Annotated in this window: 22 protein-coding genes and 1 tRNA gene; 13 read left to right on the forward strand and 10 right to left on the reverse strand. The window is 58.8% G+C overall.

Going from position 1 to position 26,956, the window contains the following annotated elements:
- Positions 1–23 precede the first annotated feature (23 nt).
- Complete coding sequence (locus V8J63_RS08500) at positions 24–536, reverse strand: hypothetical protein (protein WP_024014007.1); 513 nt, start codon at positions 534–536, stop codon at positions 24–26.
- Positions 537–857: 321 nt separating this feature from the next.
- Between V8J63_RS08500 and mgtE the strand changes: the two genes are divergently transcribed.
- Positions 858–2,300 (forward strand): magnesium transporter, encoded by a 1,443-nt coding sequence (gene mgtE / locus V8J63_RS08505; RefSeq protein WP_016773597.1) that lies wholly within the window; start codon positions 858–860, stop codon positions 2,298–2,300.
- A gap of 256 nt (positions 2,301–2,556) precedes the next feature.
- Here the strand turns inward: mgtE and V8J63_RS08510 are convergent, their stop codons facing one another.
- Positions 2,557–2,883 (reverse strand): Arc family DNA-binding protein, encoded by a 327-nt coding sequence (locus V8J63_RS08510; RefSeq protein WP_003178899.1) that lies wholly within the window; start codon positions 2,881–2,883, stop codon positions 2,557–2,559.
- Positions 2,884–3,271: 388 nt separating this feature from the next.
- Here V8J63_RS08510 and phnN point away from each other — a divergent pair, with 388 nt between their 5' ends.
- Positions 3,272–3,841, forward strand: coding sequence for a phosphonate metabolism protein/1,5-bisphosphokinase (PRPP-forming) PhnN (gene phnN / locus V8J63_RS08515; RefSeq protein WP_110602395.1), 570 nt, complete (start codon positions 3,272–3,274; stop codon positions 3,839–3,841).
- Here the strand turns inward: phnN and V8J63_RS08520 are convergent.
- A complete protein-coding gene (locus V8J63_RS08520) occupies positions 3,816–3,995 on the reverse strand; it encodes a PA3371 family protein (protein ID WP_016773599.1) in 180 nt (59 codons plus the stop codon). The genes phnN and V8J63_RS08520 overlap by 26 nt on opposite strands.
- 20 nt (positions 3,996–4,015) lie before the next feature.
- Complete coding sequence (locus V8J63_RS08525; protein WP_016773600.1) at positions 4,016–4,249, reverse strand: hypothetical protein; 234 nt, start codon at positions 4,247–4,249, stop codon at positions 4,016–4,018.
- Positions 4,250–4,547: 298 nt separating this feature from the next.
- Between V8J63_RS08525 and V8J63_RS08530 the strand changes: the two genes are divergently transcribed.
- Positions 4,548–4,624 (forward strand) — tRNA-Arg (locus tag V8J63_RS08530).
- 75 nt (positions 4,625–4,699) lie between these two features.
- Here V8J63_RS08530 and V8J63_RS08535 read toward each other — a convergent pair.
- On the reverse strand, positions 4,700–8,836 hold the full coding sequence (locus tag V8J63_RS08535; protein WP_336463890.1) for a CheR family methyltransferase: 4,137 nt from the start codon (positions 8,834–8,836) through the stop codon (positions 4,700–4,702).
- 394 nt (positions 8,837–9,230) lie between these two features.
- On the opposite strand from V8J63_RS08535, the gene V8J63_RS08540 reads away from it, so the two are divergent.
- The 4 genes from V8J63_RS08540 to V8J63_RS08555 all read left to right on the forward strand — a co-directional run bounded on the left by V8J63_RS08540 (position 9,231) and on the right by V8J63_RS08555 (position 14,525).
- The gene (locus V8J63_RS08540) at positions 9,231–10,835 is read left to right on the forward strand and encodes a tetratricopeptide repeat-containing response regulator (protein WP_016773603.1); all 1,605 of its coding nucleotides are present in this window, start codon (positions 9,231–9,233) and stop codon (positions 10,833–10,835) included.
- A complete protein-coding gene (locus V8J63_RS08545) occupies positions 10,832–11,524 on the forward strand; it encodes a sensor histidine kinase (protein ID WP_016773604.1) in 693 nt (230 codons plus the stop codon). The genes V8J63_RS08540 and V8J63_RS08545 overlap by 4 nt, the downstream gene beginning before the upstream one ends.
- Before the next feature lie 307 nt (positions 11,525–11,831).
- Entirely contained in the window at positions 11,832–13,073 is a 1,242-nt protein-coding gene (locus V8J63_RS08550) for a glutamine synthetase family protein (protein ID WP_172834031.1), read from the forward strand.
- Between the two features lie 69 nt (positions 13,074–13,142).
- On the forward strand, positions 13,143–14,525 hold the full coding sequence (locus V8J63_RS08555) for an MFS transporter (protein ID WP_336463891.1): 1,383 nt from the start codon (positions 13,143–13,145) through the stop codon (positions 14,523–14,525).
- A 73-nt stretch (positions 14,526–14,598) separates the two neighbouring features.
- Here V8J63_RS08555 and V8J63_RS08560 read toward each other — a convergent pair whose 3' ends face one another.
- The 4 genes from V8J63_RS08560 to flgA form a co-directional block, all read right to left on the reverse strand.
- On the reverse strand, positions 14,599–15,345 hold the full coding sequence (locus V8J63_RS08560) for a flagellar brake protein (RefSeq protein WP_041479276.1): 747 nt from the start codon (positions 15,343–15,345) through the stop codon (positions 14,599–14,601).
- A 92-nt stretch (positions 15,346–15,437) separates the two neighbouring features.
- Positions 15,438–15,905 carry a flagella synthesis protein FlgN gene (locus V8J63_RS08565; protein ID WP_016773608.1) on the reverse strand — a complete coding sequence of 156 codons (468 nt, stop codon included), beginning with the start codon at positions 15,903–15,905 and terminating at the stop codon, positions 15,438–15,440.
- Positions 15,906–15,953: 48 nt separating this feature from the next.
- On the reverse strand, positions 15,954–16,280 hold the full coding sequence (gene flgM / locus V8J63_RS08570) for a flagellar biosynthesis anti-sigma factor FlgM (protein ID WP_016773609.1): 327 nt from the start codon (positions 16,278–16,280) through the stop codon (positions 15,954–15,956).
- Between the two features lie 162 nt (positions 16,281–16,442).
- Complete coding sequence (flgA, locus tag V8J63_RS08575; RefSeq protein ID WP_122612076.1) at positions 16,443–17,204, reverse strand: flagellar basal body P-ring formation chaperone FlgA; 762 nt, start codon at positions 17,202–17,204, stop codon at positions 16,443–16,445.
- Positions 17,205–17,286: 82 nt separating this feature from the next.
- Here flgA and V8J63_RS08580 point away from each other — a divergent pair, with 82 nt between their 5' ends.
- The 6 genes from V8J63_RS08580 to flgE all read left to right on the forward strand — a co-directional run bounded on the left by V8J63_RS08580 (position 17,287) and on the right by flgE (position 22,343).
- Entirely contained in the window at positions 17,287–18,219 is a 933-nt protein-coding gene (locus tag V8J63_RS08580; protein ID WP_016773611.1) for a chemotaxis protein CheV, read from the forward strand.
- 46 nt (positions 18,220–18,265) lie between these two features.
- Positions 18,266–19,093, forward strand: a complete 828-nt coding sequence (gene cheR / locus V8J63_RS08585; RefSeq protein ID WP_336463892.1) for a protein-glutamate O-methyltransferase CheR — start codon at positions 18,266–18,268, stop codon at positions 19,091–19,093.
- A 270-nt stretch (positions 19,094–19,363) separates the two neighbouring features.
- Complete coding sequence (gene flgB / locus V8J63_RS08590) at positions 19,364–19,774, forward strand: flagellar basal body rod protein FlgB (RefSeq protein WP_016773613.1); 411 nt, start codon at positions 19,364–19,366, stop codon at positions 19,772–19,774.
- Between the two features lie 3 nt (positions 19,775–19,777).
- Complete coding sequence (gene flgC, locus V8J63_RS08595) at positions 19,778–20,221, forward strand: flagellar basal body rod protein FlgC (protein ID WP_016773614.1); 444 nt, start codon at positions 19,778–19,780, stop codon at positions 20,219–20,221.
- 15 nt (positions 20,222–20,236) lie between these two features.
- A complete protein-coding gene (gene flgD / locus V8J63_RS08600; protein WP_016773615.1) occupies positions 20,237–20,965 on the forward strand; it encodes a flagellar hook assembly protein FlgD in 729 nt (242 codons plus the stop codon).
- Between the two features lie 31 nt (positions 20,966–20,996).
- Positions 20,997–22,343 (forward strand): flagellar hook protein FlgE, encoded by a 1,347-nt coding sequence (gene flgE, locus V8J63_RS08605; RefSeq protein ID WP_076563858.1) that lies wholly within the window; start codon positions 20,997–20,999, stop codon positions 22,341–22,343.
- A gap of 1,003 nt (positions 22,344–23,346) precedes the next feature.
- On the opposite strand, the gene V8J63_RS08610 is transcribed toward flgE, so the two are convergent.
- Positions 23,347–26,241 (reverse strand): ribonucleoside-diphosphate reductase subunit alpha, encoded by a 2,895-nt coding sequence (locus V8J63_RS08610; RefSeq protein WP_024013986.1) that lies wholly within the window; start codon positions 26,239–26,241, stop codon positions 23,347–23,349.
- Positions 26,242–26,956: the final 715 nt, after the last annotated feature.

Below are 26,956 nucleotides of genomic sequence, written 5' to 3' on the forward strand. Positions count from 1 at the left end.
ACCATATACCAAGAAGCCCGCGTTTAACGCGGGCTTTTTGCTGTCCGGGATTTGGCTTTTCCCTTCACACAGCCTCTTTCATCAAAATCAATTTGAGCACTGCGGCCTCGCTTGAGGTCGTAACGATAGCTCGTGGTCGACGTGCGCGTGTTGATCTTGTCGGGCTTGCCCAGTGCGCTTTCGACGTCCCGCTGGCTCATGCCGGCAATCACTCGCCGATTGATGATCGCTTCGCGCCGCTGCCTGTTATCGATCAGGTTTCCACATTTGTGTTCGGTGCCACCGACGATGCCCGGTTCGCGACCGCTGTCTTTCATGCCGGAAACGGCTTCGTGATTGAACTCCGGCATGATTGCGACCCAGCCGGGTGAATACGGGTGGACCTCCTGAATTGAGAGTTGCTCGCCAGTTGCGCAGCTCATCGATGTGAATGTGACGCTGCCGTCAGCGGCCTGGCAACGATGAAGTGTGGTGGCGTTGGCAGGCGTGGTGTGGAGCAGGGCGGTCAGTAGATATAGCGCGGGTTTTGCTGGCATTCGATGTCCTCCATGACGATCTACGCTCAAGGGTAGTCGCTGCTTTTTGCGTTGCCGGTGTGTTTTCTTTTCAAGATGAGTCGTCGCATTTGCACGGGTCAGGCAGGTGCTCAGGTTTGTTTCGCAAGCGCTTGTTTCAGCCGTGATTTTTTCAACGTTTTAAACCGTCAGGCGTGTATCATTGCGCCCGTCAGCCCCGCCGGGGCTTATGGAAAACCTCCATGGACTTACCCAGTAGTTGTTCAGTAAACCGTTTCACCAATCATGAATTGACTGATTGATCCTTCCGGCGTGCCCCGCTGCTGGGAGTGGAGTTCGCCTATGTCCGAAATCGAAGTAAAGAAAACACAGGAAAGCCTGCAGGACCGCCTGGCTCAGGTCGTCGAGCTGCTGCAGCGCCAACGTGTCGTTGAAGACCTGACTCATCGCCAGGAAGGTCCGCACCACGACCGTGTGGAAAACCTGGTTCACCGGCAGAACCTCGTCGAGCTGCAACGCAAGCTCGATGATCTGCACTCCGCCGACGTCGCCTACATTCTCGAAGCCTTGCCGCTGGACGATCGTCTGACGCTCTGGCAACTGGTCAAGGCCGATCGCGACGGCGACATTCTTCTCGAAGTATCCGATTCCGTCCGGGAAACGCTGATCGCCGACATGGACGATCATGAGCTCCTGGCTGCGGCCAAGGACATGGACGCCGACGAACTCGCTGACTTGGCCTCCGAGCTGCCGCGCGACGTTGTCCATGAGCTGATGGAGAGTCTGGATAACCAGCAGCGCGAACGCGTGCGCTCGGCCCTTTCCTATGACGAGGATCAGGTCGGTGCGCTGATGGACTTCGAGATGGTGACGATCCGTGAGGACGTCAGCCTTGAAGTGGTTCTGCGTTACCTGCGTCGCCTGAAAGAGCTTCCCGGTCATACCGACAAACTGTTCGTGGTCGATTACGACGGCGTGCTCAAGGGCGTGCTGCCGATCAAGCGTCTGCTGGTCAACGATCCGGAGAAGCAGGTCGCCGAAGTGATGGCCAGCGATCCGGTCAGTTTCCATCCTGACGAAGACGCCTACGACGCCGCTCAGGCATTCGAGCGTTACGACTTGATCTCGGCGCCGGTGGTCGACAAGAACGGCAAACTGATCGGCCGTCTGACCATCGACGAAATGGTCGACCTGATCCGTGAGGAAAGCGAAAGCGAAGTCCTCAACATGGCCGGTCTGCGCGAAGAGGAAGATATCTTCGCCTCGGTATGGAAATCCCTGCGTAACCGTTGGGCGTGGCTGGCGGTGAACCTGATCACTGCATTTGTCGCATCGCGGGTGATCGGTCTGTTCGAAGGTTCGATCGAGAAGCTCGTGGCACTGGCGGCGCTGATGCCGATCGTGGCGGGTATCGGCGGCAACTCCGGTAACCAGACCATCACCATGATCGTGCGCGCCATGGCGCTGGATCAGGTCAGCACCGGCAACACCTCGCGCTTGATGCGCAAAGAGCTGGCGGTCGGTTTGATCAACGGTCTGGTCTGGGGCGGGGTGATCGGTGTGGTCGCGTACATGCTCTACGGCAGTTGGTCACTCGGCGTGGTCATGACGGCGGCGATGACGCTCAATCTGTTGCTGGCGGCGTTGATGGGGGTGTTGATCCCGATGACGCTGGCGAAAATGGGTCGCGATCCGGCGATGGGCGCCAGTGTGATGATCACCGCGATGACCGACAGCGGTGGCTTCTTCATCTTCCTCGGGTTGGCGACAATCTTCCTGCTCTGACCTTGTGCAATGAAAAGCCCGTCAAATCGACGGGCTTTTTTGTGCCTGCCAAACAGATATGAGCGCAAGTACAAGTAACCGTGGCGAGGGGATTTATCCCCGCTGGACTGCGCAGCAGTCCCATTGTTTTTGGGGCTGTCATGCAGCCCAGCGGGGATAAATCCCCTCGCCACACTCAATTGCCAATCGGCCATCTGTCATATTGCGGGCAAAAAAAAGCCAGCAATCATGCTGGCTTCAATATGCTCGGTATAACTCAGGACGCGTCAGCGGCCATTTCTGCGTCGTGTGCGATCAGCGACACCAGGGCGTTCTGCTGACGGTGCGACAGCTGACGGAAGCGTTGCAACAGCTCGCGCTCGTGCAGCGACAGCTCCGGGCTGTCCAGGCGCATGCTCAGCTCTTCGCCCAGTGCGCCTTCCTGAATAAGACTCTGCTCAAGGCGCGCAATGATCTCGGAGTTCATGCTGCGATGATGATTGCGAGCCACCTCGGCAATGCGTTCACGCATTCCGTCTGGCAGACGTACGACAAACTTGTCAGCCGTACGGCTGGAATAAATTGCCTGTTTCAATGGGCGCATATATTTAACCGGTTAGTTCAGGGGAGCGGTTCTCGGGATTGGCCGCAGGATGTGTGGTAGGACAAGCATCCGGACCAATTGGTTCAACCTGAATTGTTAAGAGGCCGGCATCATGCCTCAAAATTGCCAGATCATTGGCGTCAATTCTGTGACAAATATTGAGCCGGGTAAAGGCGTAATGCCAGCACCAGTTGTCAGAAATGCGGACTGGTTGGAAAACTTTCCATCCTTCCGTATCGCTGCCCGCTTTCGCATGCACATCTGTTGATGTCCGCAGACCTCAGAACGTGCATGCTATGCGGCTCGCTATTCTTGATCCCTATGTGTACAGGATAGTGGCAATTTGCCGATTTACTAGAGGCAGGACCCGTCGGAGGGCGTTTTCGGGATGGATGGCAAGCTTTTTTACCTGATGGGGCCGTCCGGTTCGGGCAAGGACAGCCTGATCGATGCATCGCGCGAGCCACTGCGGGCGTTGAACTGTGAAGTAATGCGTCGGGTGATTACCCGCTCGGCGGAGTCCGTCGGCGAAGATGCAATTGGCGTGACGCTTGAAGAGTTCGAGCGGCGACAGCACGCCGGCGCTTTCTCCTTGGCCTGGCAAGCCAACGGCCTCTCCTACGGCATTCCAAGGAAAATGGATGAATGGTTGCAAGCGGGCCGGCACGTACTGGTCAACGGGTCAAGAGCGAACCTGCGTCAAGCAATGGAGAGGTATCCAACCCTGGTGCCGATTCTGCTGACAGTCCACGATGAGGTCCTGCGCAAGCGCTTGCTCAGCCGTGGTCGGGAGACCCCTGAGCAAATCGATGCGAGGCTGGCTCGCAATGCGTTATTCAAAGACCGAAGATCCAGCGACAGCCCCGTCCATCAGATCGACAACTCTGTTGACCTTGCTATCGCGGTCTCTTCGTTATTGGAGTTAGTTCGGCTCAACGCAGAACCGGATCGAACTTGATTTTGCGCCCTGCAATCAGCGCCAGCACAAACAGCACCGCAAACACGCCACAGCCAACCAGAGGCAAGGTGACTTCCGTCTCCTCGAACAGCGCCAGATGGGTAACGCCACTCAGTAAAGCGAGGATCAGAAATCCCGTCGCTGATTTGGACATGTTGTACTCCTGAAGATATTTCAAAAAACCAGACGTTCGGTGGTTGGCGCCGAGGCTTGCTCAGGCTCGCTGACCATTTGTGTAGAAGCGTCGCTGCGATCACTCAACACGGCCCACTGCGGCGCTTTCTGCACTTGCAGGTAATGCGGCATGCGCTGCGCCACTGGCTGCTCAACGTCAGCCTTGGGAAAAAAATGTGATCCGAGCAAGACAGCCAGAGCCGCTGCGTTTGCAAGCAAGAGGGTGCTGTTCATGGCACGACGCTCCAAATTGTTCTTTTTGATAGAACAGGCATAGCAGTCGCCGTGCCAACAGTGTAACGGCTGATAAGTCCTTTAAAAACAAGGGGTTGGTATGTTTTTTCTGACGACGCTGATTGCAATCTGCAATGACCGCATTTCCGCGCAGTGCAAATTGCCCGGTAAAAGTTCCCGCAATCTTCCAGGGCGCTTGCCTACACTTAAAAAGCCCTACGGACGACATGACAAAACAGGGGCTGGCCGTTAACATGCACGCCGTCTGTCGCGCCGCGTCCAGCGCGCGTCAATCAGTGTCTCAGTAGCTCAATTGGATAGAGCATCCCCCTCCTAAGGGGAAGGTTGCAGGTTCGAACCCCGCCTGGGACACCACCTCTTCAAAAAACAAAAAGCCCCGCCTCACTTAATCGTGTGGCGGGGCTTTTTGCGTTGGAGCGCTGGCGAGCTTTACAGCAACTCCGAACGGCGCAACGCCTCGATGGTTTCAATCAGGTCGTCGTACGCCACCGGTTTACCCAGATGCTGATCGAACCCGGCTTCACGGGACTTCTGCATGTCGCTCTGAGTGCCATACCCGGTGAGGGCGATCGCCGGTACGTTTTTCACCAGCGGCAGCTTGCGCAGGGCAGCCATCAGTTCATAGCCGGTCATGACCGGCATGCCGAGGTCGGAGATGATCAGATCGAAGCGCGTGCTCTCAGCGGCTTTCAGCGCTGCCACCGGATGATCGAAGGCCGTTACGTCGGCGTCTTCCATCTCCAGCAGCAGCTTCAAGGTCTCCAGCACTTCCGGCGAGTCGTCGACCAGCAGAATGCTCAAGCCATCGAGCTTGCCGGAAACCGGTTCAACCTCGGCTGTTGCAGCGGTTTCTTCGACATCAGTCGACAGCGGCAGGCGAACGGTAAAGGTACAACCGGCGCCCAGCCCCGGCGAAGCAACCTTCACCGTGCCGTGCTGGGCTTCGGTCAGTTGCCGCACCAGTGACAGGCCGATGCCCAAGCCTTCACGTTGATGGTTGGTGTGCTGTTTTTCCGCCTGGCCGAACAGATCGAAGACGTGTTCGAGGTTTTCCGCAGCGATGCCGACGCCGTTATCCTTGACGTCCAGTTGCGCCATTTTCCCGCTCTTGCTGGCGATCAACTCAATGCGCCCGCTCGGTGGTGTGAACTTCAAGGCATTGTTGACCAGATTCCAGATGATCTGCTCGACCCGTGTCGGGTCGGCATGAATGATCAACGGTGCTTCAGGCAATTGCAGATCGATCCGCGTGGCATGCTGTTCATTCAGCACGACCGTGTGGATGTCACGCAGCACAGCGCTCAGGTCGACGCGGGCCAGTTGCAGCTTGAGCTTGCCGGTGCGTACGCGAGCCACGTCGAGCAAGTCGTCGATGATCCGCGCCTGGCTGTTGACGGCATCGCAGATGGTATTGACCGCTTTGGTCGCCGGGCCGGCAGTACGGATCATCGGCAGGCGCCGCAGCAGTTCGGCGTTGAGCTGGATCAGGTTGAGCGGGTGCTTGAGTTCATGGGACATGACCGCGAAGAACTCATCACGCAGGGACACGGTATTGCGCGTCTGCGCCAGTTCCTTGCTCTGTTCATCCTGCTGGCGCTTGTGTCCGGTCAGGTCGCGGGCGATTTTTACATAGCCCTGCAAGCGGTCGCCGCTGAGCCTGGTGACCTCGCCGCTGCAGAAGAATCGGCTGCCATCCTTGCGCACATGCCAGCGCTCATCCTCCGAGCGCCCGTGCTGGCGGGCGGTGGACAATTCGCTTTCAGCCATGCCGGCAGCACGGTCTTCGGCTGTGAAGATGAAATCGTAGTACTGACCTTCCGCCTCGTTTTTGCTGTGGCCAAAGATCAGTTCAGCGCCTGTGTTCCAACTGGTGATCGCACCCATTTCATCGAGGATGATAATCGCGTAATCACGCGTACTCTCAGCGACCAGTCGCATGCGTTCTTCGCCCAGGCGCAGCTCTTCCTCGGCTTCGCGGCGTTTGCTGATGTCGATGAAGGTCAACACGGTGCCGTCGATGTGGTCTTCGCTGGAGCGATAAGGCAGCAAGCGGGCGATGTACCAGCGGTTATCGGTACTGTTGACCTCGCGTTCGATCATGTTCAGCGATTCGAACACTTGCGCCGCGTCCTCGGTCATCGCCGGGTAATTCAGGCGATGGGTGATATCCAGCAGTGAACGGCCGGTGTCTACCGGCAACATGCTGAAGATGTCGGTGGCGCGCGGCGTGAACCATTTGATGCGCATGCTGCGATCGACGAACACCGTAGCAATATCAGTAGAAGCGATCAGATTGGTCAGATAATCGTTGATCTTGTCGGTTTCTTCGACTTTGGTCTTCAGCTCGTAGTTGACCGTCAACAGCTCTTCATTGATTGACTGCAACTCTTCTTTGCTGGTTTCCAGCTCTTCGGTGGCCGAGCGCAGTTCTTCGTTGATCGCCTGCATTTCCTCGTTGGAAGCCTTGAGCTCTTCGCTGGAGATTTCCGACTGTTCGATGGTGTCCTGCAAATGCAATTTGGTGCGTTGCAGCTCACGTTCCAGATTCGAGAGCACTTGGCTTTCAGTCTGCAGCACCGTGGTCAGCGCCTGCTCGTGCGCGTCGATCTCCGTTTCATCGAAGGTCACCAGCACGCACTCGCTGTCGAAGTCGTCGTCCTTGTACGGCTGCGCAATCAGCGTGATGCGGTACTGACGCTCCTCGCGCTTGAGCAGCACTTCACGCGAGCGCACGGTGAGGTTGCTTTGCTGCACCTGGAACAGCGTCGTGCGGATTTCCAGGCGCAGTTCCGGCAGGATCAGCGTCAGCAAGTTGCGTGACAGCTCGCCGCCGACATGCCGCAGGAAGCGCCCGGCGGCTTCGCTCATGTGAAGGATATCGGCGTTGGTGTCGACGATGATGCTCGGCGGGGCGAAGCGTTCTATGGCGCGGCGGTGGATATCGGCAAACGACAGCTTGACGGGCTCGATGGCTTTCGATGGCGGTCGGGAAACGCTGGTGCGCATGTAACCGCCACGCGGCATGGTCGGGGTGCGGCGGCTGTTCGCGGTACCGGTCTTGGCGCGGAAGATGCGGTTGCGCTTGTCCACGGGCGCGAACAGTTCGTGGCAGGCATCGGCGCTTTCCGAAGTGCCGAGAAACAGGAAACCACCCGGTCGCAGGGCGAAGTGGAACATCTGCAGGATTTCCCGCTGCACCTCGCGATCCAGGTAAATCAGCAGATTGCGGCAAACGATCAGGTCGATCTGCGAGAACGGCGGATCGGACAACAGGCTGTGCTTGGCGAACAGCACTTTCTCGCGGATTTCCTTGCGAATCCGGTAATGCTCATTGTCCTTGACGAAATAATGCCGAAGGCGTGTTGGCGGTACGTCGGTGACGATGGCTTGCGGATAGGTGCCGGCGCGGCCAGTGGTGATCGCGCGTTCGTCGATATCGGTGGCGAACACTTGCAGGTTGGCCTTGCTGCTTTGTACCTGCATCTGATCATCGAGCAGGATCGCCAGGCTGTAGGCTTCTTCGCCGGTCGAGCAGCCGGCAGACCAGATGCGCAGTTCTTCTTTTTCCGACGAGTCGGCAACCGATTGCACCAGTTGCGGCAGCACATCGCGCTCAAGGGCTTCGAAGGCTTCGCGGTCACGGAAGAAGTTGGTCACGCCGATCAGCATATCGCCGAGCAGGGCCTTGGATTCTTCCGGGGTATTTTGCAGGTAGTCGTAATAGGCGCCGAGGTCAGACTGGCTGGTGACCTGCATGCGCCGCTCGATGCGGCGCAGCACGGTGGCGCGCTTGTAGTGTTTGAAATCGTGACCGGTGCTGCTGCGCAGGTACAACAGGATTTCATGCAGGCGTTGTTCGGCGATCGACGCTTCGTGTTCGTTTGCAGGCTTCAAGGCTTTCAAGTCGGGATCATTGGCGCTGGGTAATTTGATGTTCTGAGAGTTGCGCCACAGCTCCATCAGTTTCTGCGGCATCTCGACCACTGGCAGTATCAGATCGACCATGCGCGTCTCGATGGCGGCACGCGGCATGCCGTCGAACTCGGCGTCTTCCGGCACTTGCACCAGCGTCACGCCACCCTGTTCCTTGATTCGCGACAAGCCCACCGCACCATCGGAACCGGTGCCTGAAAGCACCAGGCAAAAAGCCCGCTCGCGATGCACATCGGCCAGATCGCGGAAGAACAGGTCGATGGCAGTGTGGCGCGCTTGCGGTGAGCCAGCGGGGCTGACGCGCAGGTAGCCGTCATTCATCGTCAGCGAGTGCGCCGGAGAAATCACGTACACGCAGTTCTTTTCGATCGGCACCGGCTGCGTCACTTGCAGCACCGGCATGCGCGTCGATTCCTGAATGATCTGGTCGGCGATGCTCTGGTGATCGGGCGACAGGTGCAAAATGATCACGAACGCCATGCCGCTGTCCTTCGGCATATGCTCGAAAAACAGCTTGGTCGCTTGCAGGCCGCCCGCCGAGGCGCCGATGCCCACCACGGGGAAATTCAGGTGGCTGGGTGTCAGGTCCTTGCGTTCGGGCGCAGAGGGCGAGGCAGGGGTTTTCGAGGTCATCACTTCGGCCTTTTTTGTGGCGGTACAAGCGTATCGCGGACGTCCGGGGGCGCAGGTAATTGAGCAGAATAAACCTCATTTGCGAATCTGCCTGCACTTTTGAAGGACAAATGTGCTGCCTGTGTTTTTGACATCCGGTGATTGGCAACCGTGCCGATTAATTTTCCGGCGTGATGATCGGTGGTCGTTCGTCGTTAATTTCGATCCTCGGACGCTTCGACAATCTCAACGAAGAATCTTGAGCAGCACCCTCAGGCCCCGGGATTTTTGGCCGATAACCCGAACGGTGAGTTCAGACTCCAGCGAAATCGCTTGATGGCGCATGGCCTCCGGCTATCATCTGTGCGCCTGAAATCGCCTCGGTTCGTTTTCTTCAATTGCCTGGAAATCTTCGATGTCGTCGTATCACCAAAAAAGCTTTCTGATCGTCGATGATTTTTCCGATTTCCGCAGTTCCGTGCGTTCGATGTTGCGTGAGCTCGGCGTCAAGGATGTCGATACTGCCGACACTGGCGAGCAGGCGCTGAAGATGTGCTCGCAGAAGTCCTACGATTTCATTCTTCAGGACTTCCACCTCGGCGACGGCAAGAAGAACGGCCAGCAGGTGCTCGAAGACCTGATGTCGGAAAAGCTCATCAGCCACGAAGCCGTTTTCGTCATGGTCACCGCTGAGACCAGTCAGGCGATGGTGCTCAGTGCGCTGGAGCACGAGCCGGATGCGTACCTGACCAAGCCGTTCAACCGTTCCGGACTGGCCCAGCGCCTTGAGCGTCTGGAGCAACGCAAGACCTTGCTCAAACCGATTCTGCAAGCCCTTGATCGCGGTAAGCCGGTCGAGGTGCTCAATGCCTGTATTGCCCTGTGCAAACAGGACATCCGCTATTCGCCGCTGTGCCTGCGCTACCGCGCCGACGCCCTGCGCGACATGAACCAGAACGAAGCGCTGGAGCGACTCTACGACGGCATCATTGCCGACCGGCCGTTGCCGTGGGCCTTCGCTGGATTGGGCAAGTTGCTGTTCAAGCGCGGGCAGGTGTCGCAGGCCAAAGAGGTCTATGAAAAGGCCTTGAAAGTGTTCCCGATGATGCCGGCGCTGTATGACGGCATGGCCGATGTGCTGGTGGCCGAAGGCGACAGCAAAGGCGCGCAGCGGGTGCTCGAAGAAGCGATTCGCCTGTCGCCGCTGGCGGTGCGCCGTCAGGCGCTGCTCGGCAAACTGGCGATGGCCAACGAAGATTTCGAAACCGCCTCGCGCGCTTATCGTCAGGCCGTGGCGCAGGGCGCGCAGTCGCGTTTCAAGGACCCGGAAAGCAATCTCGGCCTGGCTCATGCGCTGATCAGCAAGGGCAGCGATCGCGGCCTCGACACGCGCACGCGGCTGGAGATCAACACCACCCTCAGTGCCGTGGCCAAGGAGAATCCGAGCGATCCCGGCCTGCAAATTCGCGCGCGCCTGATGAAAGCCACCAGCCTGCTGCTTAACGACGCTGAAACCGCCGACAAACTCACCGAACAAGCACTGATGCGCCTCGATGGCATGGAGCAATTCATGAGCCCCGAGGCGGCGTTGCTGGTGGCCAAGCAGTTGCAAATGCTCGGTCAGGCCGAGGCGGGCACTTCGATGCTCAAGAGCTGCGCGGAGATTTACGGGGATGACCCGGCGGTGATGAAAGACATTGCCAAGCTCACCGACGATCCGACGATTCTCAGTTCGAGTAACGCTGCGGCCGATCTCAACCGCCAGGGCGTGCGCGTGTACAAGACCGGCAATCTGGTCGAGGCCCGCGAGGTGTTCCGCAAGGCGCTCAAGCTGCAACCGAAAAACATCAGTATTGCGCTGAACCTGGCCCAGTCGCTGCTGCACGGCACCGACACCAGTGTGCCGTCGGCGGAGCTGGAAGAATGTCGGGCCTGCCTGAAACTGGTGGGCCTGATGCCCGACACCGACGCGCGGTTTGCGCGTTATCAGAAGCTGAAAAGCAAGGCGTTTGGCGAATGAACCCAATTGATCCGGCGCTGGATTTTTCCACGGTGATTGCCTCCACCGTCCACGACATGAAGAACTCCCTGGCCATGCTGATGCAGGCGCACAGCCAATGGCTCGCGCGTCTGCCGAAAGAGCTGCGCGACGGCTCGGAACAGGGCGTGATCGACTTCGAGTTCGCCCACCTCAACGGCATGCTGGTGCAGTTGCTCGGGCTGTACAAACTCGGCGTCAACCAGTTGCCGCTACAGCCGGCCTATCACGAACTCGACGATTTCATCGAGGCGCAACTGGCCGCGCATCAGGAAGTGTTTGCCAGTCGCGGCATCATCGCCACCTATGAAGTCGATCCGTTGAGCCCGCTGGGTTTCTTCGATCGCGAGCTGATCGCCTCGGTGCTCGGCAACTGCATCAACAATGCGATCCGTTACGCCCGCGAGTCGCTGCTGATTACTGTCAGCGATGAAGCCGGGCAACTGGTATTGAGCATCAACGACGACGGCGACGGCTATCCAGCAGAGATGCTTGAGCGCCAGGCCGATTACGTCCAGGGCATCAATCACAGCAGCGGCAGCACCGGGCTGGGTCTGTATTTCGCCAATCGCATCGCGGCGCTGCATCAGCGCAACGGCGTGGAAGGGCGCACCGAAATCAGCAATGGCGGGCCGTTAGGCGGAGGAGTGTTCAGCCTCTACTTGCCCTGAGGTCTGGTGTAGGAGCTGCCGAAGGCTGCGATCTTTTGATTTTGAAAAGCAAGATCAAAAGATCGCAGCCTCGTTGCACTCGTCAGCTCCTACGGCTCCTGCACAAGATGGGGATTTTTGTGGGCGCTGCTTGATATTCCGAACAGCCGCAGCCTATTTTGTCCGGGTCGCCGTTCGCGGCTCGCACAACAACAAGGATTGCGTCATGACAACCGATGGCCAGGGTTCACTCGCGCAGCGATTGACCGGCATTGATGAGATTGAATGTGTCACCCCGGATCTGAACGGTGTGCCACGGGGCAAGGTGATGACCGCCGAGGGTTTTCTCGAAGGGCGGCGTTTGCAGTTGGCGCGGGGTGTGCTGCTGCAATGCATCATGGGCGGCTATCCGCCGGCGCGGTTCTACGGCAGCGATGACGGCGATCTGGCGCTGGTTGCCGATCCTGCGCAGATTCACCGTTTGCCCTGGAGCGACGAGCCGCGCGCCATGGCGATTTGCGACGCCGACGAACTGAGCGGGGGGAGCTCCAGTCTCTCGACCCGTGGCCAGCTCAAAGCGGTCATCGCCCGTTACGCCGCGCACGGTCTGGCGCCGGTGGTGGCGACCGAGCTGGAATTTTTTGTCTTCGCACCCAATACCGATCCGACTCAGCCGTTCCGTCCGCCGGTGGGCCTCGACGGCCGCCGCGAGGATGGCCAGTCGGCGTTCAGCGTCAGTTCCAACAACGGTCTGCGGCCGTTCTTCAGCGAAGTGTATAAATGCATGGCCGCCCTGGGCCTGCCGCGCGACACCTTCATGCATGAAATGGGCGTCAGCCAGTTCGAGATCAATCTGCTGCACGGCGACCCGCTGCTGCTGGCCGATCAGACGTTCTTGTTCAAGCACCTGCTCAAGGAGGTCGCGCTCAAGCATGGCCTGAGCGTGGTGTGCATGGCCAAACCGCTGGCGCACACACCGGGCAGCTCGATGCATATTCACCAGAGTATCGTTGAGATCGGCAGCGGCAAGAATGTCTTCACTGACTCGAACGGCGAGCCGACGTCGATGTTCCGCCACTTCATCGGCGGGCAACAGGCAGGCCTCGCCGATTTCACCGCACTGTTTGCGCCCAACGTGAATTCCTATCAGCGCCTGTGTCATCCGTACGCGTCGCCGAACAATGCCTGCTGGTCCCATGACAATCGCGCCGCCGGCTTGCGTATTCCCGCCAGCTCGCCGGTCGCACGTCGGGTCGAAAATCGTCTGCCGGGCGCCGACGCCAATCCGTATCTTGCCATCGCCGCCAGTCTGGCTGCGGGTTTGCATGGCATCGAGCAGGAACTGGAGCCGAGCGCGGCAATCCAGGGTGAGTTCGCCGTGCCGGATAATCTGGCCTTGCCGTGTACCTTGCACGCCGCGCTGGAGCGTCTGAAACGTAGCCAGTTGGCGAGGGAACTGTTCGGGTCGGAGTTCATCGAAGGCTACATCGCTTCGAAGACCATGGAGTTGACCAGCTTCTTTGATGAAATCACTCCCTGGGAGCGCCGTGTGCTGGCCGCCCAGGCCTGACGTATCGCTGCTGCCGGGCAGTCGTTCTGACCGCCCGGTATTTACTGCAAGGAGCCGCTCGGAACGCCGATGCGCCAAATCTGGAAATCCTTTCGAGCGCTGTATTTTGCCTCGCTGATGATGTTGATCGGCTCAGGCCTTCTTTCTACTTATCTGGCTTTGCGTCTGGCTGCCGACAACGTCGACGGGCTGTGGGTCGGTGCGCTGATGGCGGCCAACTATTTCGGTCTGGTGCTGGGCGGCAAGATCGGCCATCGCCTGATCGCCCGGGTCGGGCATATCCGTGCCTACTCGGCGTGTGCCGGGATCGTCGGCGCGGCGGTGCTCGGCCATGGGCTGGTGGACTGGCTGCCGGCGTGGCTGGTGCTGCGGACGATCGTTGGTCTGGGCATGATGTGTCAGTACATGGTCATCGAGAGCTGGCTCAACGAGCAGGCCGACGCCAATCAGCGTGGGCTGGTGTTCAGCGGTTACATGATCGCCTCGTATCTGGGCCTGGTGCTGGGCCAGCTGATTCTGGTCATGCACCCCGGCCTCGGCCTGGAACTGCTGATGCTGGTGGCGCTGTGCTTTGCCCTGTGTCTGGTGCCGGTGACGCTGACCCGACGGATTCACCCGGCGCCTCTGCACCCGGCGCCGATGGAGCCGCGCTTCTTTATCAAGCGTGTGCCGCAATCGCTGAGCACGGTGCTCGGCGCCGGTCTGATCATCGGTTCGTTCTACGGTCTGGCGCCGCTGTATGCATCGCAACAGGGGCTTACGACCGAGCAGGTCGGTCTGTTCATGGGTAGCTGCATTTTTGCCGGTCTGCTGGTGCAGTGGCCGTTGGGCTGGTTGTCCGACCGTTATGACCGCGCGCTGCTGATACGCTGCTTTGCCGGGTTTCTGGCGGTGGCGGCGTTGCCGTTGGCGATCATGCCGCAGGTGCCGCTGGAGGTGTTGTTCGTCGTTGGTTTCTTCTGTTCGCTGGTGCAGTTCTGCCTGTATCCGCTGGCGGTGGCGTTTTCCAACGACCACGTCGAAGGCGATCGCCGCGTGTCGCTGACCGCCATGTTGCTGGTGACTTACGGCGTCGGCGCGAGCATCGGGCCGCTGCTCGCGGGCGTGCTGATGAAGTTTCTCGGCAGTCAGAGCCTGTATGCGTTCTTCAGTTTCTTCGCGTTGGTGCTGGTCTGGCGGATACGTCCGAAAGCGGTCACCAACCTGCACCAGGTCGACGACGCACCGCTGCATCACGTGGCAATGCCGGACAGCATGTCGAGCTCGCCGCTGGTGGCGGCGCTTGACCCGCGTGTCGATGAGCAGGTGGTGCAGGAGCAGATGGTCCAAGACCCGGCACCGGTCACTCCTGAGCCTGAGCCCGAAGCGCAGCCGGAAGCAGTCGTTGAAACCGAACTGGACAGCGGCAATGACGATAAGCCTACGCCGGATATCAGCGGTGGCAGGCCCTGAATCGAAGGTAAACATCGGCGCATAAAAAAGGGCAGTCCTGTGCGGGACTGCCCTTTTTATTGATCGCTGCGACTCAGAGATCGTCTTTGTCGAAACGCCGTGCTTCACGCTGCAACTGGTAAACAAAACGCTCGACGTTGCGCGCAGCCTGGCCACTGATGTTGTGGAAGCGCAGACCGGCGAAGGTGATGTTGAGTTTTTCTTCGAAATGCAGATAGCGCAGTTCGACCGATGTTGGCTGGTTGCCGAACAGCGGCGGGGCGATCAGGCGATCGTAGACCTGGCCCAGTTGCAGGCGATCAGTGATGTCGCCTTCGAAACGGAATTTGCAGCCGGTGGCGGAGATGTCCAGCAGCTTGCCGTGCAGAGGAACCTTGAGCTTTTCGCCGCCCAGTTCAACGCTGACCAGATCGGTGAGCTTCAACGCAGCGCGGAAGGCGTTACGGCGCTGGTGATAGACCACTTCGCTCGGCAGGTCGCCGGTGTAGAAACGGTCGCCGTCGGATTCTTCGATGTTCAGCGTGCCGTTGCATTCCCAGGCGATGCGCACGCCGTCATGAAAGCCTTCGACCTTGAACGGTTCGCCAGCCTGGAGGAAGCGCTCGCCGTCGCGTGGAATCATTTCGTCCAGCGCGATCGTTGCGGTTTCGCGGTCGACCTTGATCAGGTAACTCTGAAAGCGCTGGCTGCGTTCATGGAAAGTGATGATCAGCGGATCGTGGCTGTCTTGCAGCTGGCGCAGGTTGCTGGAGATTTCCAGTGGCGTGGTGAGCACCTTCGGAGGCTGCGGAGCATCATCCGCGCTTAGGGTGTTGGACACGGTTCTTCAATCTCCAGACAAAATAAGACTACGACTGGCCAGTATTTTGCCAGCATGTTGCGCAAGTGGATAGTGCAGGGCCAGCGAATGGCTCATGCCTGGCTGAGCGTTCGCGGCTTGACCGGTTTGGCAAAGGTCCCGCTGGCGTCGTACAGCGCTGGCGGCTCACCGCCGGTGAGAATCTTCAGCTGGTTGGCCGTAGTCGCCTGCTGGATCTGGATCGACTGGCCGTTCTTGATGTTGGCCGCCTGGCATTGGGCGATCAGCGCGGTCAGGGCGTCGCCCTGGGTCAGCAACTGGTCGCCAATGCTCGACTGGCTGGCCAGTTGCTCAAGACCTGTGCGATCAGTCGGCAGGTTGAGGCTGGCGAGGATTTCGCTGCGCTTGCGGCCATGCTGCTCGAGCAGAATGATCAACGCTTGCTTGGTCGCCAGAATTTCTTCCAGCAACGGCATGTCGCGACCATGCAAAGCGAGGGATTCGGTTTGCAATAACTCCAGCAATTGTTGCGCTGGAGCAAAGTCGTCATTGATCAGTTGCAATAAGTTAGTGTCGTGCATGGCTGGCCTTGGGGTTTAAGCGTCCAAAAGCCTGGCGCCGGCAAAAGCCTAGCGCTGGGCTTCGAAGTTGAGCAGTTTGCTGGCTACACGGTTGCTGTCGACTTTATAGCTGCCATCGGCAATCGCGGCTTTCAACTCGGCCACACGGGCTTTGTCGACAGCAGGCTGATCGCGCAGCTTGTCAGTGACCTTCTGCAACTGTTGAGCCTCATTGCTGAGGTGTACCGACTCCCCGCTTTTGGCGACATTGGCCTGTTCGGCCTGGGTATTCAGCGGCGCGGAGGGGCTGTTTTCAGCGCTTTCCTTGGCGTTGCTGGTACGTGTGCTGCCGGTTAGTGACGAGGAACTGTTCAATCGGTTGAAATCGATAACCATGATAAAAAACCTCTGGGAATTTGGACGCTTGCCATGTTTTCGGCTATCCCCTGAAAAACTTTAGGCCCAATCAACCATAAGCTTGCATGCGCCGTTGCGAGACCTGCTGCGGCACAGTTTAGGGAAGCGACGGGATCGGCGCCAGTTTTCTCCACGAGGCTTTTACATGGCCACTTCGACCTGTCCCGGCGCAATCACCTGCGCCTTGATAACTCTTTGAGAATTAAGGTTTTTTACTCGAATCTGTTCTTTCATGCCGCCATTGGAGAGCGCTTCCCCCGGCATGCGTACGGCAAGGGTGCCGCTGCGCGCAGTGATCACCACCTGGTCACCCTTGCGCACCACTTCGGCCTGTTCCAGATGCACCAGTGTGATGACCTGATCGGCGACCGTTGGTCGGGTAAGTTTCTGCCCGATCGCTTCGTCGACCGAGGTCAGGAAACCCTGGTTGATCGTGCTGACGTCGCGCTCGCGCAAGGTCACATCCTGCGGCTCGATAATGCCGGCGCGTTTCAGCGGACGAGTGGTCGTCACGATCTCGCGAAACAGGCGGACTTGAGCGGGTACGAACACCGTCCAGGGCGAACTGCCTTCGCAGCGAACCTTCACCGTGACGCGGCCCAGCGGGCGCGCCGGGCTCTCCAGCGTGGCTGTCAATTCCTTGTCGCACATGGGCATGCGCATGCGCGGGTCGAGCTGGTTGACTTCGATTTCGTAGCGGCCTTCGGTTTGACTGGAAGCCAAATAGTCTTCTACGGTGAATTCAAGAAAGCCCTGAGTCACGCCGATAAGCATATCAGGCAAGGTAACCGCATCTGCATGGGCAGGACTGCCAGCAAGCGAGCAGCAAACGGCGGACACCGCGCAAAGCCCTTTGCGAAGGGAGGATGTCAGGCGTCGGGAAAATGTCGTTTGAGCGTTCATACGAGTTAAAAAGCAAGCGCCGTGCCGTTTAGCAATGAATGTGCGTCGCAACAACACTTGGCGTTGGTGTAGGAGTCTGGGCATGGCTGGTGTAATGGATTCGGTGAACCAGCGCACGCAACTGGTAGGGCAGAATCGCCTCGAGCTGCTGCTGTTCCGTCTCGACGGGCCGCAGCTCTACGGGATCAACGTGTTCAAGGTACGGGAAGTGTTGCAGTGCCCGTCCCTGACGTTGATGCCCAAATCCAGTCCTGTCGTGTGCGGGGTAGCGAATATACGGGGAGCGACCATTCCGATCCTGGATCTGGCAATGGCAACGGGCTCCGGTGCGTTGAAAGACAAGAACAGTCCGTTCGTGATCATCACGGAGTACAACACCAAGACCCAGGGTTTCCTGGTCCGCTCGGTGGAGCGCATCGTCAACATGAACTGGGAAGAGATCCATCCGCCACCCAAGGGTACCGGCCGCGATCACTACCTGACCGCTGTGACCCGGGTCGACAATCAGTTGGTCGAAATCATCGACGTCGAGAAGGTGCTGGCCGAAGTGGCGCCGACGCCGGAAGCGATTTCGGTGGGCGTGGTCGATGTCGAGACGCAGACCAAGGCGTTGTCGCTGCGGGTGCTGACGGTCGATGACTCGTCTGTGGCGCGCAAGCAGGTCACGCGTTGTCTGCAGACCATCGGTGTCGAAGTGGTGGCGCTGAACGACGGCAAGCAGGCGCTGGATTACCTGCGCAAGCTGGTCGACGAGGGCAAGAAGCCGGAAGAAGAGTTCCTGATGATGATTTCCGACATCGAGATGCCGGAGATGGACGGGTACACCCTGACGGCGGAAATCCGCGGCGACGCACGCATGCAAAAGCTCCATATCATCCTGCATACTTCGTTGTCGGGGGTATTCAATCAGGCGATGGTCAAGAAAGTCGGTGCTGATGACTTCCTGGCCAAATTCCGTCCTGATGACCTCGCATCCCGGGTAGTCGACCGGATCAAAGCAGCAGATATCAGCTAGGGGCCTTCTGCCCCTGGCGGTCAACACGATTTAAGAGGCGGCATCATTGTCTACGGGTAATTTGGATTTCGAACAGTTCCGGGTCTTCCTGGAAAAAGCCTGTGGCATTCTGCTCGGTGAAAACAAGCAGTATCTGGTCTCGAGCCGTCTCAACAAACTGATGGAGCAGCAAGGCATCAAGTCCCTGGGTGAGCTGGTACAGCGCATCCAGACCCAGCCGCGCAGCGGTTTGCGCGAGCAGGTGGTCGATGCCATGACGACCAACGAAACCCTGTGGTTTCGCGACACCTATCCGTTTGAAGTCTTGAAGAACAAGGTACTGCCGGAAGCGATCAAGGCCAGCCCCAACCAGCGTCTGCGGATCTGGTCGGCGGCCTGCTCGTCGGGACAGGAACCGTACTCGCTGTCGATGTCGATCGACGAGTTCGAGCGCAGCAACCTGGGTCAGTTGAAGATGGGTGTGCAGATCGTTGCCACCGATCTGTCGGGCCTGATGCTCAACAACTGCAAGACCGGCGAGTACGACAGCCTGGCGATCGGTCGCGGTCTGTCGCCGGAACGCCTGCAACGCTACTTCGACCCGAAAGGGCCGGGGCGCTGGGTGGTCAAGGCGCCGATCAAGAGCCGGGTGGAGTTCCGCTCGTTCAACCTGCTCGACAGCTACGCGGCGCTGGGCAAGTTCGACATCGTGTTCTGCCGCAACGTGTTGATCTACTTCTCTGCCGAAGTGAAGAAGGACATCCTGTTGCGCATTCACAGTACGTTGAAGCCGGGCGGGTACCTGTTCCTTGGCGCGTCCGAAGCGCTGAATGGTATGCCGGATCATTACCAGATGGTTCAGTGCAGCCCGGGGATTATCTACAAGGCGAAATAAGCGGTTTGCGCTGATACAAAAAACGGGAAGCCCGCAAAGGCTTCCCGTTTTTTTTTGCCCGAAGAAATTCTCTTAACACCCACAATTGTCCGGCTGTGATGGGACGGCAAGCGGCAGAAAAGCGGCATCCGGCGGTAACCGGTTGCCGCTTTTCTGGCATTGCCGCTTAGCCTGTTCGGCGCAAAGCCCCGGAACACGGGGCTTTGTTTATTTGGCACGGCGCTTGCTAAAGCTCAGATACGAAAAACCGGTCACCTGAAGGTTCCCGACATGAGCATCAGCTTCGACAAAGCGCTGGGCATTCACGAAAAGGCATTGGGCTTCCGCGCCCAGCGTGCCGAAGTGCTGGCCAACAACATCGCCAACGCCGACACCCCGAACTATAAGGCGCGGGATCTGGATTTCTCCAAAGTGCTCGAAGCACAGACCGAGAAGACCAAGACCGGCGGCCACTTTGCCCTGAACATGACCAACAGCCGGCACATCGAGGCTGAAGGGCTGGGCAACGGCGACGAGTCGCTGATGTATCGCACGCCGATGCAGCCTTCGATCGACCAGAACACCGTGGACGCTCAACTGGAACAGTCGAACTACGCGGAAAACGCCGTCGGCTTCCAGGCCAGCTTCACCTTGCTCAACAGCAAATTCAAAGGGCTGGTGTCAGCCCTGCGCGGAGAATAATCCATGTCCCTGTCCAGCGTTTTCAACATTGCCGGCAGCGGCATGAGCGCGCAGACCACACGCCTGAACACCGTGGCGTCGAACATCGCCAACGCCGAAACCGTTTCGTCGAGCATCGACCAGACCTACCGCGCCCGTCATCCGGTATTCGCCACCATGTTCCAGGGCGGCCAGGCTGGCGGCAGCAATTCGCTGTTCCAGAACCAGGACGCGGCCGGGCAGGGCGTGCAGGTGCTCGGCGTTGTCGAAGACCAGAGCAATCTTGAAGCGCGCTACGAGCCGAACCATCCGGCTGCCGACGCCAAGGGCTACGTCTACTACCCGAACGTCAACGTGGTGGAAGAAATGGCTGACATGATTTCTGCGAGCCGCTCGTTCCAGACCAACGCGGAAATGATGAACACCGCCAAAACCATGATGCAGAAGGTACTGACCCTCGGTCAGTAATAAGGGGCGACTGCCATGAGCGTTACGGATACCACCAGCAGCCTGAGCATGAACGACATCCTGGCCAACTCGTCGAAGAAGGCCAGCAGCACTACGTCGGGCGGCATCGCTTCGGCGACCAACAGTGCCACCGGCGGCCAGGCGCTGGGCAAGGATGCTTTCCTGCAATTGCTGGTTACCCAGCTGAAAAACCAGAATCCGCTCGACCCGCAGGACAACAGCGCGTTCGTTGCGCAACTGGCGCAGTTCAGCAGCCTTGAAGGCATTACCACGCTGAACTCCACCGTCAGCGGCCTTGCCGGCAACTACAACTCGTCGCAGGCATTGCAAGCGTCGTCGCTGGTCGGTCGCAACGTGATCGTGCAGACCAACACCGCCCAGCTCGATGACCCGAGCAAAGGCCTGACCGGTTCGGTCACCGTGCCTTCGTCGATTGCCGGCGGCACCGTGACCATCACCGACAAGGACGGCAAAACCGTGCGCACCATCGACCTGGGCAGCCGCGCTGCCGGCGATGCCAGCTTCACTTGGGACGGCAAGGACACCGCCGGCACCGTGGTTCCGGTCGGCACTTACACGTTCAAGGCCAACGCACCGATCAACGGCACCGCGACGGACCTGGCGACTTATCTGCCAGCGACCGTCAACAGCGTGACGATCAGCCAGACCGGCGGTGAGCTGATGCTCAACCTGGCTGGCAAGGGCACCGTCGCCCTGTCCAAAGTACAAACCATTGGTATATAGAGCCGACTAACCCGGCATAAAGGAGTGGAATATGTCTTTCAATATCGGCCTTAGCGGTCTCTATGCAGCCAACAAGCAACTGGACGTGACCGGCAACAACATCGCCAACGTCGCCACCGCCGGTTTCAAATCCTCGCGCGCAGAATTCGAAGACGTCTATTCGTCGACGCGTCTGGGCAGCGGCAGCAAAGTGATCGGCAACGGCGTGCGCCTGGCCAACGTTTCCCAGCAGTTCACCCAAGGTGACATCAACAACACTGGCAACGTGCTGGACATGGGCATCAACGGTTCCGGCTTCTTCACCATGAGCAACAACGGCTCGATCTCGTACACCCGTGCCGGTACGTTCAAGGTCGACAACGCCGGTTACATCACCAACACCGACTACACCTCGCGTCTGCAGGGTTACGGTGTGGATGCCAACGGCAAGATCATCAACGGTGTGTTGACTGACCTCAAGATCGATACTTCGAACCTGGCGCCGAAGTCGACTTCGGCGGTGACTTCGAGCATCAACCTGAACTCTTCGGCACCCGTGATTGTTGATACCGGCGCTACTGCCGTGAAGTTCGACCCGTCGAAGCCTGAGACTTACACCAAGTCGTTCAGCACGCCGATCTATGACACTCAGGGTAACTCCCACGTCATGGATCAGTACGTGGTCAAGACTGGCGAGAATACCTGGAAGGTTTACACCCTGGTTGATGGACGCAACCCGGATGCCACCGGTAGCGATCCAACCAACGCCGCCACGCCTCCGGTTGCTTCGACATTGACGTTCGACAGTTCCGGCAAATTGCTTCAGGTGAGTACACCGAGTACTTTGCCGCCGCCGGCGCCAAACCCGCTCATCAGCAGCGACTTGACGTTGAGTAACTGGAAGCCAGGCACCGTGACCAACGGTGTTTTTACGCCTAACGGCGCGGCAGCAAATCCGGCTGGCGTGACCATTTCGATGGCCAAGACCACCCAGTACAACGCTGATACTTCGCGCACGATACCGACTCAGGATGGCTACGCCACTGGACAGATCACCAACCTGACCATCGACGGTACCGGTACGCTGTTCGCCAACTTCAGCAACAACCAGAGCAAGGCGATTGGTCAGGTTGCACTGGCCAGTTTCACCAACGAGCAGGGCTTGCAGGCTGTCGGTGGTACTAGCTGGAAAGAGACTTTCGCTTCGGGTATTCCGGGCTACGACGCGCCGAAGACCGGTACGTTGGGTGAGGTGGTGTCCAACTCGCTGGAAGAGTCGAACGTTAACCTGACTAACGAGCTGGTTGATCTGATCAAGGGCCAGAGCAACTATCAGGCGAACGCCAAGACCATTTCGACGCAGAGCACGATTATGCAGACCATTATTCAGATGACCTGATTCGGGTTTCTGAGCTGGTTTTTTGGGCCCCTCGGTTTTGAGGGGCTTTTTTTTGGTCTTGGCGGCCTCTGGGCCGACCAGGTTCTTGGGGGTTTGGGGGTATATCCGTTTTTGCGGGTGTTGCGGCTGGCGGTTCCGCTCTTACAGCGGGTCACTTTTGCAGACGCCCAAAAGTAACCAAAACGCTTTGCTCCTGCGTTCGGCCCTCGCAGGCTCGGGTTCCTTCGCTCCGGGACTGATCCGGGCGCAGCGGCTACGGTTTGCTTCGCTGCACCTCCTTCCGCTGTGTACGACTGCGTCGTACGGTCGCTGCGCTCCCACGCCCGGATCAATCCCTCCACTCAGCCTTCCGACGTCGCCGGTGGATCAAAAGCACTCGAGCTAACGCTCATTGTTGAATGGGGCGGCTTCGCCGCGGGCAGCTGCGCTGCTTTGCTTTTGCTTTTGTGGGAGCGAGCCTGCTCGCGAAGGCGGCCCGACAGCCGACCTGGTCTTGAGGTAACACTCGATCCAACTGTAGGAGCCGCCGAAGGCTGCGATCTTTTGATCTGGCTCTTGATCTGGCTTTTGCTTTGCTTCGGCTTTTGATCTTTTGCCCCTTCGGCAGGCTTCGTTACGGGATCGATCCGGGTGTGGGAGCGCAGCGACCGTACGACGCAGTCGTACACAGCGGAAGGAGGTGCAGCGAAGCAAACCGTAGCCGCTGCGCCCGGATCGGTCCCGTAACGAAGGTACCCCGAGCTTTAGCGAGCGGGCCGTACGCCGGGGCAAAGCCTTTTGGGTTACCTTTTTGGCGTCTGAAAAAGGTGACTCGCTGTAAGAGCGAAACCGCCAGCGGCAACACCCGCAGCAACGGATATACACCCAAAACCTCAAGAGCCCGGTCGGCCCAAAGGCCGCCAAGGCCGCCAAAAAACAAAACCCCCAACAAACCAGAAGTCTGTCGGGGGTTTTGTTTGCCACGAGATTCCAGGCGTCTCGCAACGCCTGAAATCAGCTCAGCTTATTGGCAAGCTTCGCAATCCGGCTCGTCAATCGCGCAGGCCTTCGGCACTGGCGCCGGACCTGCCGGAGCGGCCAGGACCGAATCGTCGCCGTGGTTGCCGCCGCTGGAAACAGCGTTCAGCTTACCGGTGTTGATGGTCGACTTCTCGGTGCTGGTCGCGGCCAGGGCACGGAGGTAGTAGGTGGTTTTCAGACCACGGTACCAGGCCATGCGGTAGGTCACGTCGAGCTTCTTGCCCGATGCGCCGGCGATGTACAGGTTCAGCGACTGGGCCTGGTCGATCCACTTCTGACGACGGCTGGCGGCGTCAACGATCCACTTGGTGTCCACTTCGAACGCGGTCGCGTAGAGCTCTTTGAGTTCTTGCGGGATGCGCTCGATCTGCTGCACCGAACCGTCGTAGTACTTCAGGTCGTTGATCATGACCGAGTCCCACAGACCGCGAGCCTTCAGGTCGCGAACCAGGTACGGGTTGATCACGGTGAATTCACCCGACAGGTTCGATTTCACGTACAGGTTCTGGTAGGTCGGTTCGATCGACTGCGAAACGCCAGTGATGTTGGCGATGGTCGCGGTCGGTGCGATGGCCATGATGTTCGAGTTACGGATGCCTTTCTGTACACGGGCGCGAACCGGTGCCCAGTCGAGGGTTTCCTTCAGGTCGACATCGATGTACTTCTCGCCGCGCTGCTCGATCAGGATCTGTTGCGAATCCAGTGGCAGGATGCCCTTGGACCACAGCGAACCGTTGAAGGTCTCGTAGGCGCCGCGCTCGTCGGCCAGGTCGCAGGAAGCCTGGATCGCGTAGTAGCTGACCGCTTCCATCGACTTGTCGGCGAACTCGACGGCAGCGTCGGAGCCGTAGGCGATGTGCTGCAGGTACAGAGCGTCCTGGAAGCCCATGATGCCCAGACCGACCGGACGGTGGCGGAAGTTGGAGTTCTTCGCCTGCGGCACCGAGTAGTAGTTGATGTCGATCACGTTATCGAGCATGCGCACGGCGGTGTTCACGGTGCGTTGCAGCTTGGCGGTATCGAGCTTGCCGTCGACGATGTGGTTCGGCAGGTTGATCGAGCCCAGGTTGCAAACGGCGATTTCGTCCTTGTTGGTGTTCAAGGTGATCTCGGTGCACAGGTTCGAGCTGTGGACCACGCCGACGTGCTGCTGGGGGCTGCGCAGGTTGCACGGGTCTTTGAAAGTCAGCCATGGGTGGCCGGTTTCGAACAGCATGGACAGCATCTTGCGCCACAGGTCTTTGGCCTGGATGGTCTTGAACAGCTTGACCTTGCCCGGGTACTCGGTCAGCGCTTCGTAGTACTCGTAGCGCTCTTCGAAGGCCTTACCGGTCAGGTCGTGCAGGTCCGGTACTTCGGATGGCGAGAACAGGGTCCACTTGCCGTCATCGAAGACGCGCTTCATGAACAGGTCAGGGATCCAGTTGGCAGTGTTCATGTCGTGGGTACGACGACGATCATCACCGGTGTTCTTGCGCAGCTCGATGAACTCTTCGATGTCCATGTGCCAGGTTTCCAGGTAGGCACACACCGCGCCTTTGCGCTTGCCACCCTGGTTCACGGCCACGGCGGTGTCGTTCACCACTTTGAGGAACGGCACAACGCCTTGCGACTTGCCATTGGTGCCCTTGATGTACGAACCCAGCGCACGAACCGGCGTCCAGTCGTTGCCCAGGCCGCCGGCAAATTTCGACAGCATGGCGTTGTCGTGGATCGCGTGATAGATGCCCGACAGGTCGTCCGGCACGGTGGTCAGGTAGCAGCTCGACAGCTGTGGACGCAGGGTACCGGCGTTGAACAGGGTCGGGGTCGAAGCCATGTAGTCGAACGAGGACAGCAGGTTGTAGAACTCGATCGCACGGTCTTCTTTCTGCTTCTCTTCGATCGCAAGGCCCATGGCCACGCGCATGAAGAAGATCTGCGGCAGTTCGAAACGCACGCCATCCTTGTGGATGAAGTAACGGTCGTACAGGGTCTGCAGGCCCAGGTAGGTGAATTGCTGATCGCGCTCGTGGTTGATCGCCTTGCCCAGTTTTTCCAGGTCGAAGGTGGCCAGCACAGGGTTCAGCAGTTCGAACTCGATACCTTTGGCGATGTAGGCCGGCAGTGCCTTGGCGTACAGGTCGGCCATTTCGTGATGGGTGGCGCTTTCGGCGACTTCGAGGAAGTTCAGGCCTTCGGCACGCAGGGTGTCCATCAGCAGGCGGGCGGTAACGAACGAGTAGTTCGGCTCGCGCTCGACCAGGGTACGGGCGGTCATCACCAGCGCGGTGTTGACGTCGGTCAGGGCCACGCCGTCGTACAGGTTCTTCAGGGTTTCGCGCTGGATCAGGTCGCCATCGACTTCTTCCAGGCCTTCGCAGGCTTCGGTGACAATGGTGTTCAGGCGGCCCATGTCCAGCGGCGCGAGGCTGCCGTCGGCGCGGGTGATGCGGATCGACGGGTGCGCGTTGACTGCTGCTTCGGCAGGAGCGTGCGCTGCGCGCTCTTTCGAACGGCCGTCACGGTAGATCACGTAGTCGCGTGCAACTTTCTGCTCACCGGCACGCATCAGGGCCAGTTCGACCTGGTCCTGGATTTCTTCGATGTGGATGGTGCCGCCCGATGGCATGCGACGCTTGAAGGTCGCGGTGACCTGTTCGGTCAGGCGCGCAACGGTGTCGTGGATTCGCGACGAGGCGGCAGCGGTGCCGCCTTCAACTGCGAGGAACGCTTTGGTGATAGCGACGGTGATCTTGTCATCGGTGTAAGGAACGACAGTGCCATTACGCTTGATCACGCGCAGCTGGCCAGGCGCGGTGGCTGCCAGATCCGAAGTCGAATCGGCGGCCTGCGGCAAGGTGCCCTGCGGGTTCTCGCGAGTTGTGTCGGTTTGCATGGGGGGTGGTCTCCACATTCTCTATGTTTGTTTGGCACCGTCATGGTGCTCACCGTTCTGTACCGAAGCACTGCAACCGACGGGCGTCGGCATTACAAACTTCGGAACAGTAGGAAAAAGGCTGCAACGCCGCATCCTTGCCGAAGTTTTGGTTACGAGCCGAAGCTCGCCACCGGATTCCTTCGCGGGTGGCAGTCATGACTGCAACACCCATACCGTTTTGTCCGTTTCGGACCAAATAAAACGGTGCCATCCGCCAGTGCGGTTTGGGCTTGAAAAAACTCGCTTGTTCTACCGGAAACTGGCCATAAAGCACTTGAGTTTCAGGTCTGAAATGTGGTTGGGCGTTTTAGGTGAAAACCCTATATGTAGGGTCTCTGTTTTCGCCGTGCTACAAGATAATGCGTTTCAGGGGGGGATTGCAACGTACTACCTGTGGATAAGCCTGTGCGTAATTTGTGTAAGAAACAGGGAAAACGCGTGTAGGCCGCGAACCTGCTGAGCCAGACCGTTTGTCACTGTTTTTTTGCCTGGAAAAACGCTTCAGCGGTTTTTTAAGGGCGCGAACCCTATCACAGAATTCCGCCTTGTCCGAACGCATTTACCGACTTGTTTTCCGGGTGACCGGCGTTTATACAATCGCTGGGTGCATGGGCATTTTTATCCTCCTGAAACATGACAGATGATCGGGAGGTATACGCAGGATTGTGGAAGC

The organism is Pseudomonas sp. CCNWLW23 (assembly GCF_037095675.1).
Classification (GTDB): Bacteria; Pseudomonadota; Gammaproteobacteria; order Pseudomonadales; family Pseudomonadaceae; genus Aquipseudomonas; species Aquipseudomonas atacamensis.

Coding starts and splice junctions, on each gene's coding strand:
- V8J63_RS08500 (WP_024014007.1), bottom strand. CDS start 536: ATGCCAGCAAAACCCGCGCTATATCTACTGACCGCCCTGCTCCACACC.
- mgtE (WP_016773597.1), top strand. CDS start 858: ATGTCCGAAATCGAAGTAAAGAAAACACAGGAAAGCCTGCAGGACCGC.
- V8J63_RS08510 (WP_003178899.1), bottom strand. CDS start 2,883: ATGCGCCCATTGAAACAGGCAATTTATTCCAGCCGTACGGCTGACAAG.
- phnN (WP_110602395.1), top strand. CDS start 3,272: ATGGATGGCAAGCTTTTTTACCTGATGGGGCCGTCCGGTTCGGGCAAG.
- V8J63_RS08520 (WP_016773599.1), bottom strand. CDS start 3,995: ATGTCCAAATCAGCGACGGGATTTCTGATCCTCGCTTTACTGAGTGGC.
- V8J63_RS08525 (WP_016773600.1), bottom strand. CDS start 4,249: ATGAACAGCACCCTCTTGCTTGCAAACGCAGCGGCTCTGGCTGTCTTG.
- V8J63_RS08535 (WP_336463890.1), bottom strand. CDS start 8,836: ATGACCTCGAAAACCCCTGCCTCGCCCTCTGCGCCCGAACGCAAGGAC.
- V8J63_RS08540 (WP_016773603.1), top strand. CDS start 9,231: ATGTCGTCGTATCACCAAAAAAGCTTTCTGATCGTCGATGATTTTTCC.
- V8J63_RS08545 (WP_016773604.1), top strand. CDS start 10,832: ATGAACCCAATTGATCCGGCGCTGGATTTTTCCACGGTGATTGCCTCC.
- V8J63_RS08550 (WP_172834031.1), top strand. CDS start 11,832: ATGACCGCCGAGGGTTTTCTCGAAGGGCGGCGTTTGCAGTTGGCGCGG.
- V8J63_RS08555 (WP_336463891.1), top strand. CDS start 13,143: ATGCGCCAAATCTGGAAATCCTTTCGAGCGCTGTATTTTGCCTCGCTG.
- V8J63_RS08565 (WP_016773608.1), bottom strand. CDS start 15,905: ATGCACGACACTAACTTATTGCAACTGATCAATGACGACTTTGCTCCA.
- flgM (WP_016773609.1), bottom strand. CDS start 16,280: ATGGTTATCGATTTCAACCGATTGAACAGTTCCTCGTCACTAACCGGC.
- flgA (WP_122612076.1), bottom strand. CDS start 17,204: ATGAACGCTCAAACGACATTTTCCCGACGCCTGACATCCTCCCTTCGC.
- V8J63_RS08580 (WP_016773611.1), top strand. CDS start 17,287: ATGGCTGGTGTAATGGATTCGGTGAACCAGCGCACGCAACTGGTAGGG.
- flgB (WP_016773613.1), top strand. CDS start 19,364: ATGAGCATCAGCTTCGACAAAGCGCTGGGCATTCACGAAAAGGCATTG.
- flgC (WP_016773614.1), top strand. CDS start 19,778: ATGTCCCTGTCCAGCGTTTTCAACATTGCCGGCAGCGGCATGAGCGCG.
- flgD (WP_016773615.1), top strand. CDS start 20,237: ATGAGCGTTACGGATACCACCAGCAGCCTGAGCATGAACGACATCCTG.
- flgE (WP_076563858.1), top strand. CDS start 20,997: ATGTCTTTCAATATCGGCCTTAGCGGTCTCTATGCAGCCAACAAGCAA.
- V8J63_RS08610 (WP_024013986.1), bottom strand. CDS start 26,241: ATGCAAACCGACACAACTCGCGAGAACCCGCAGGGCACCTTGCCGCAG.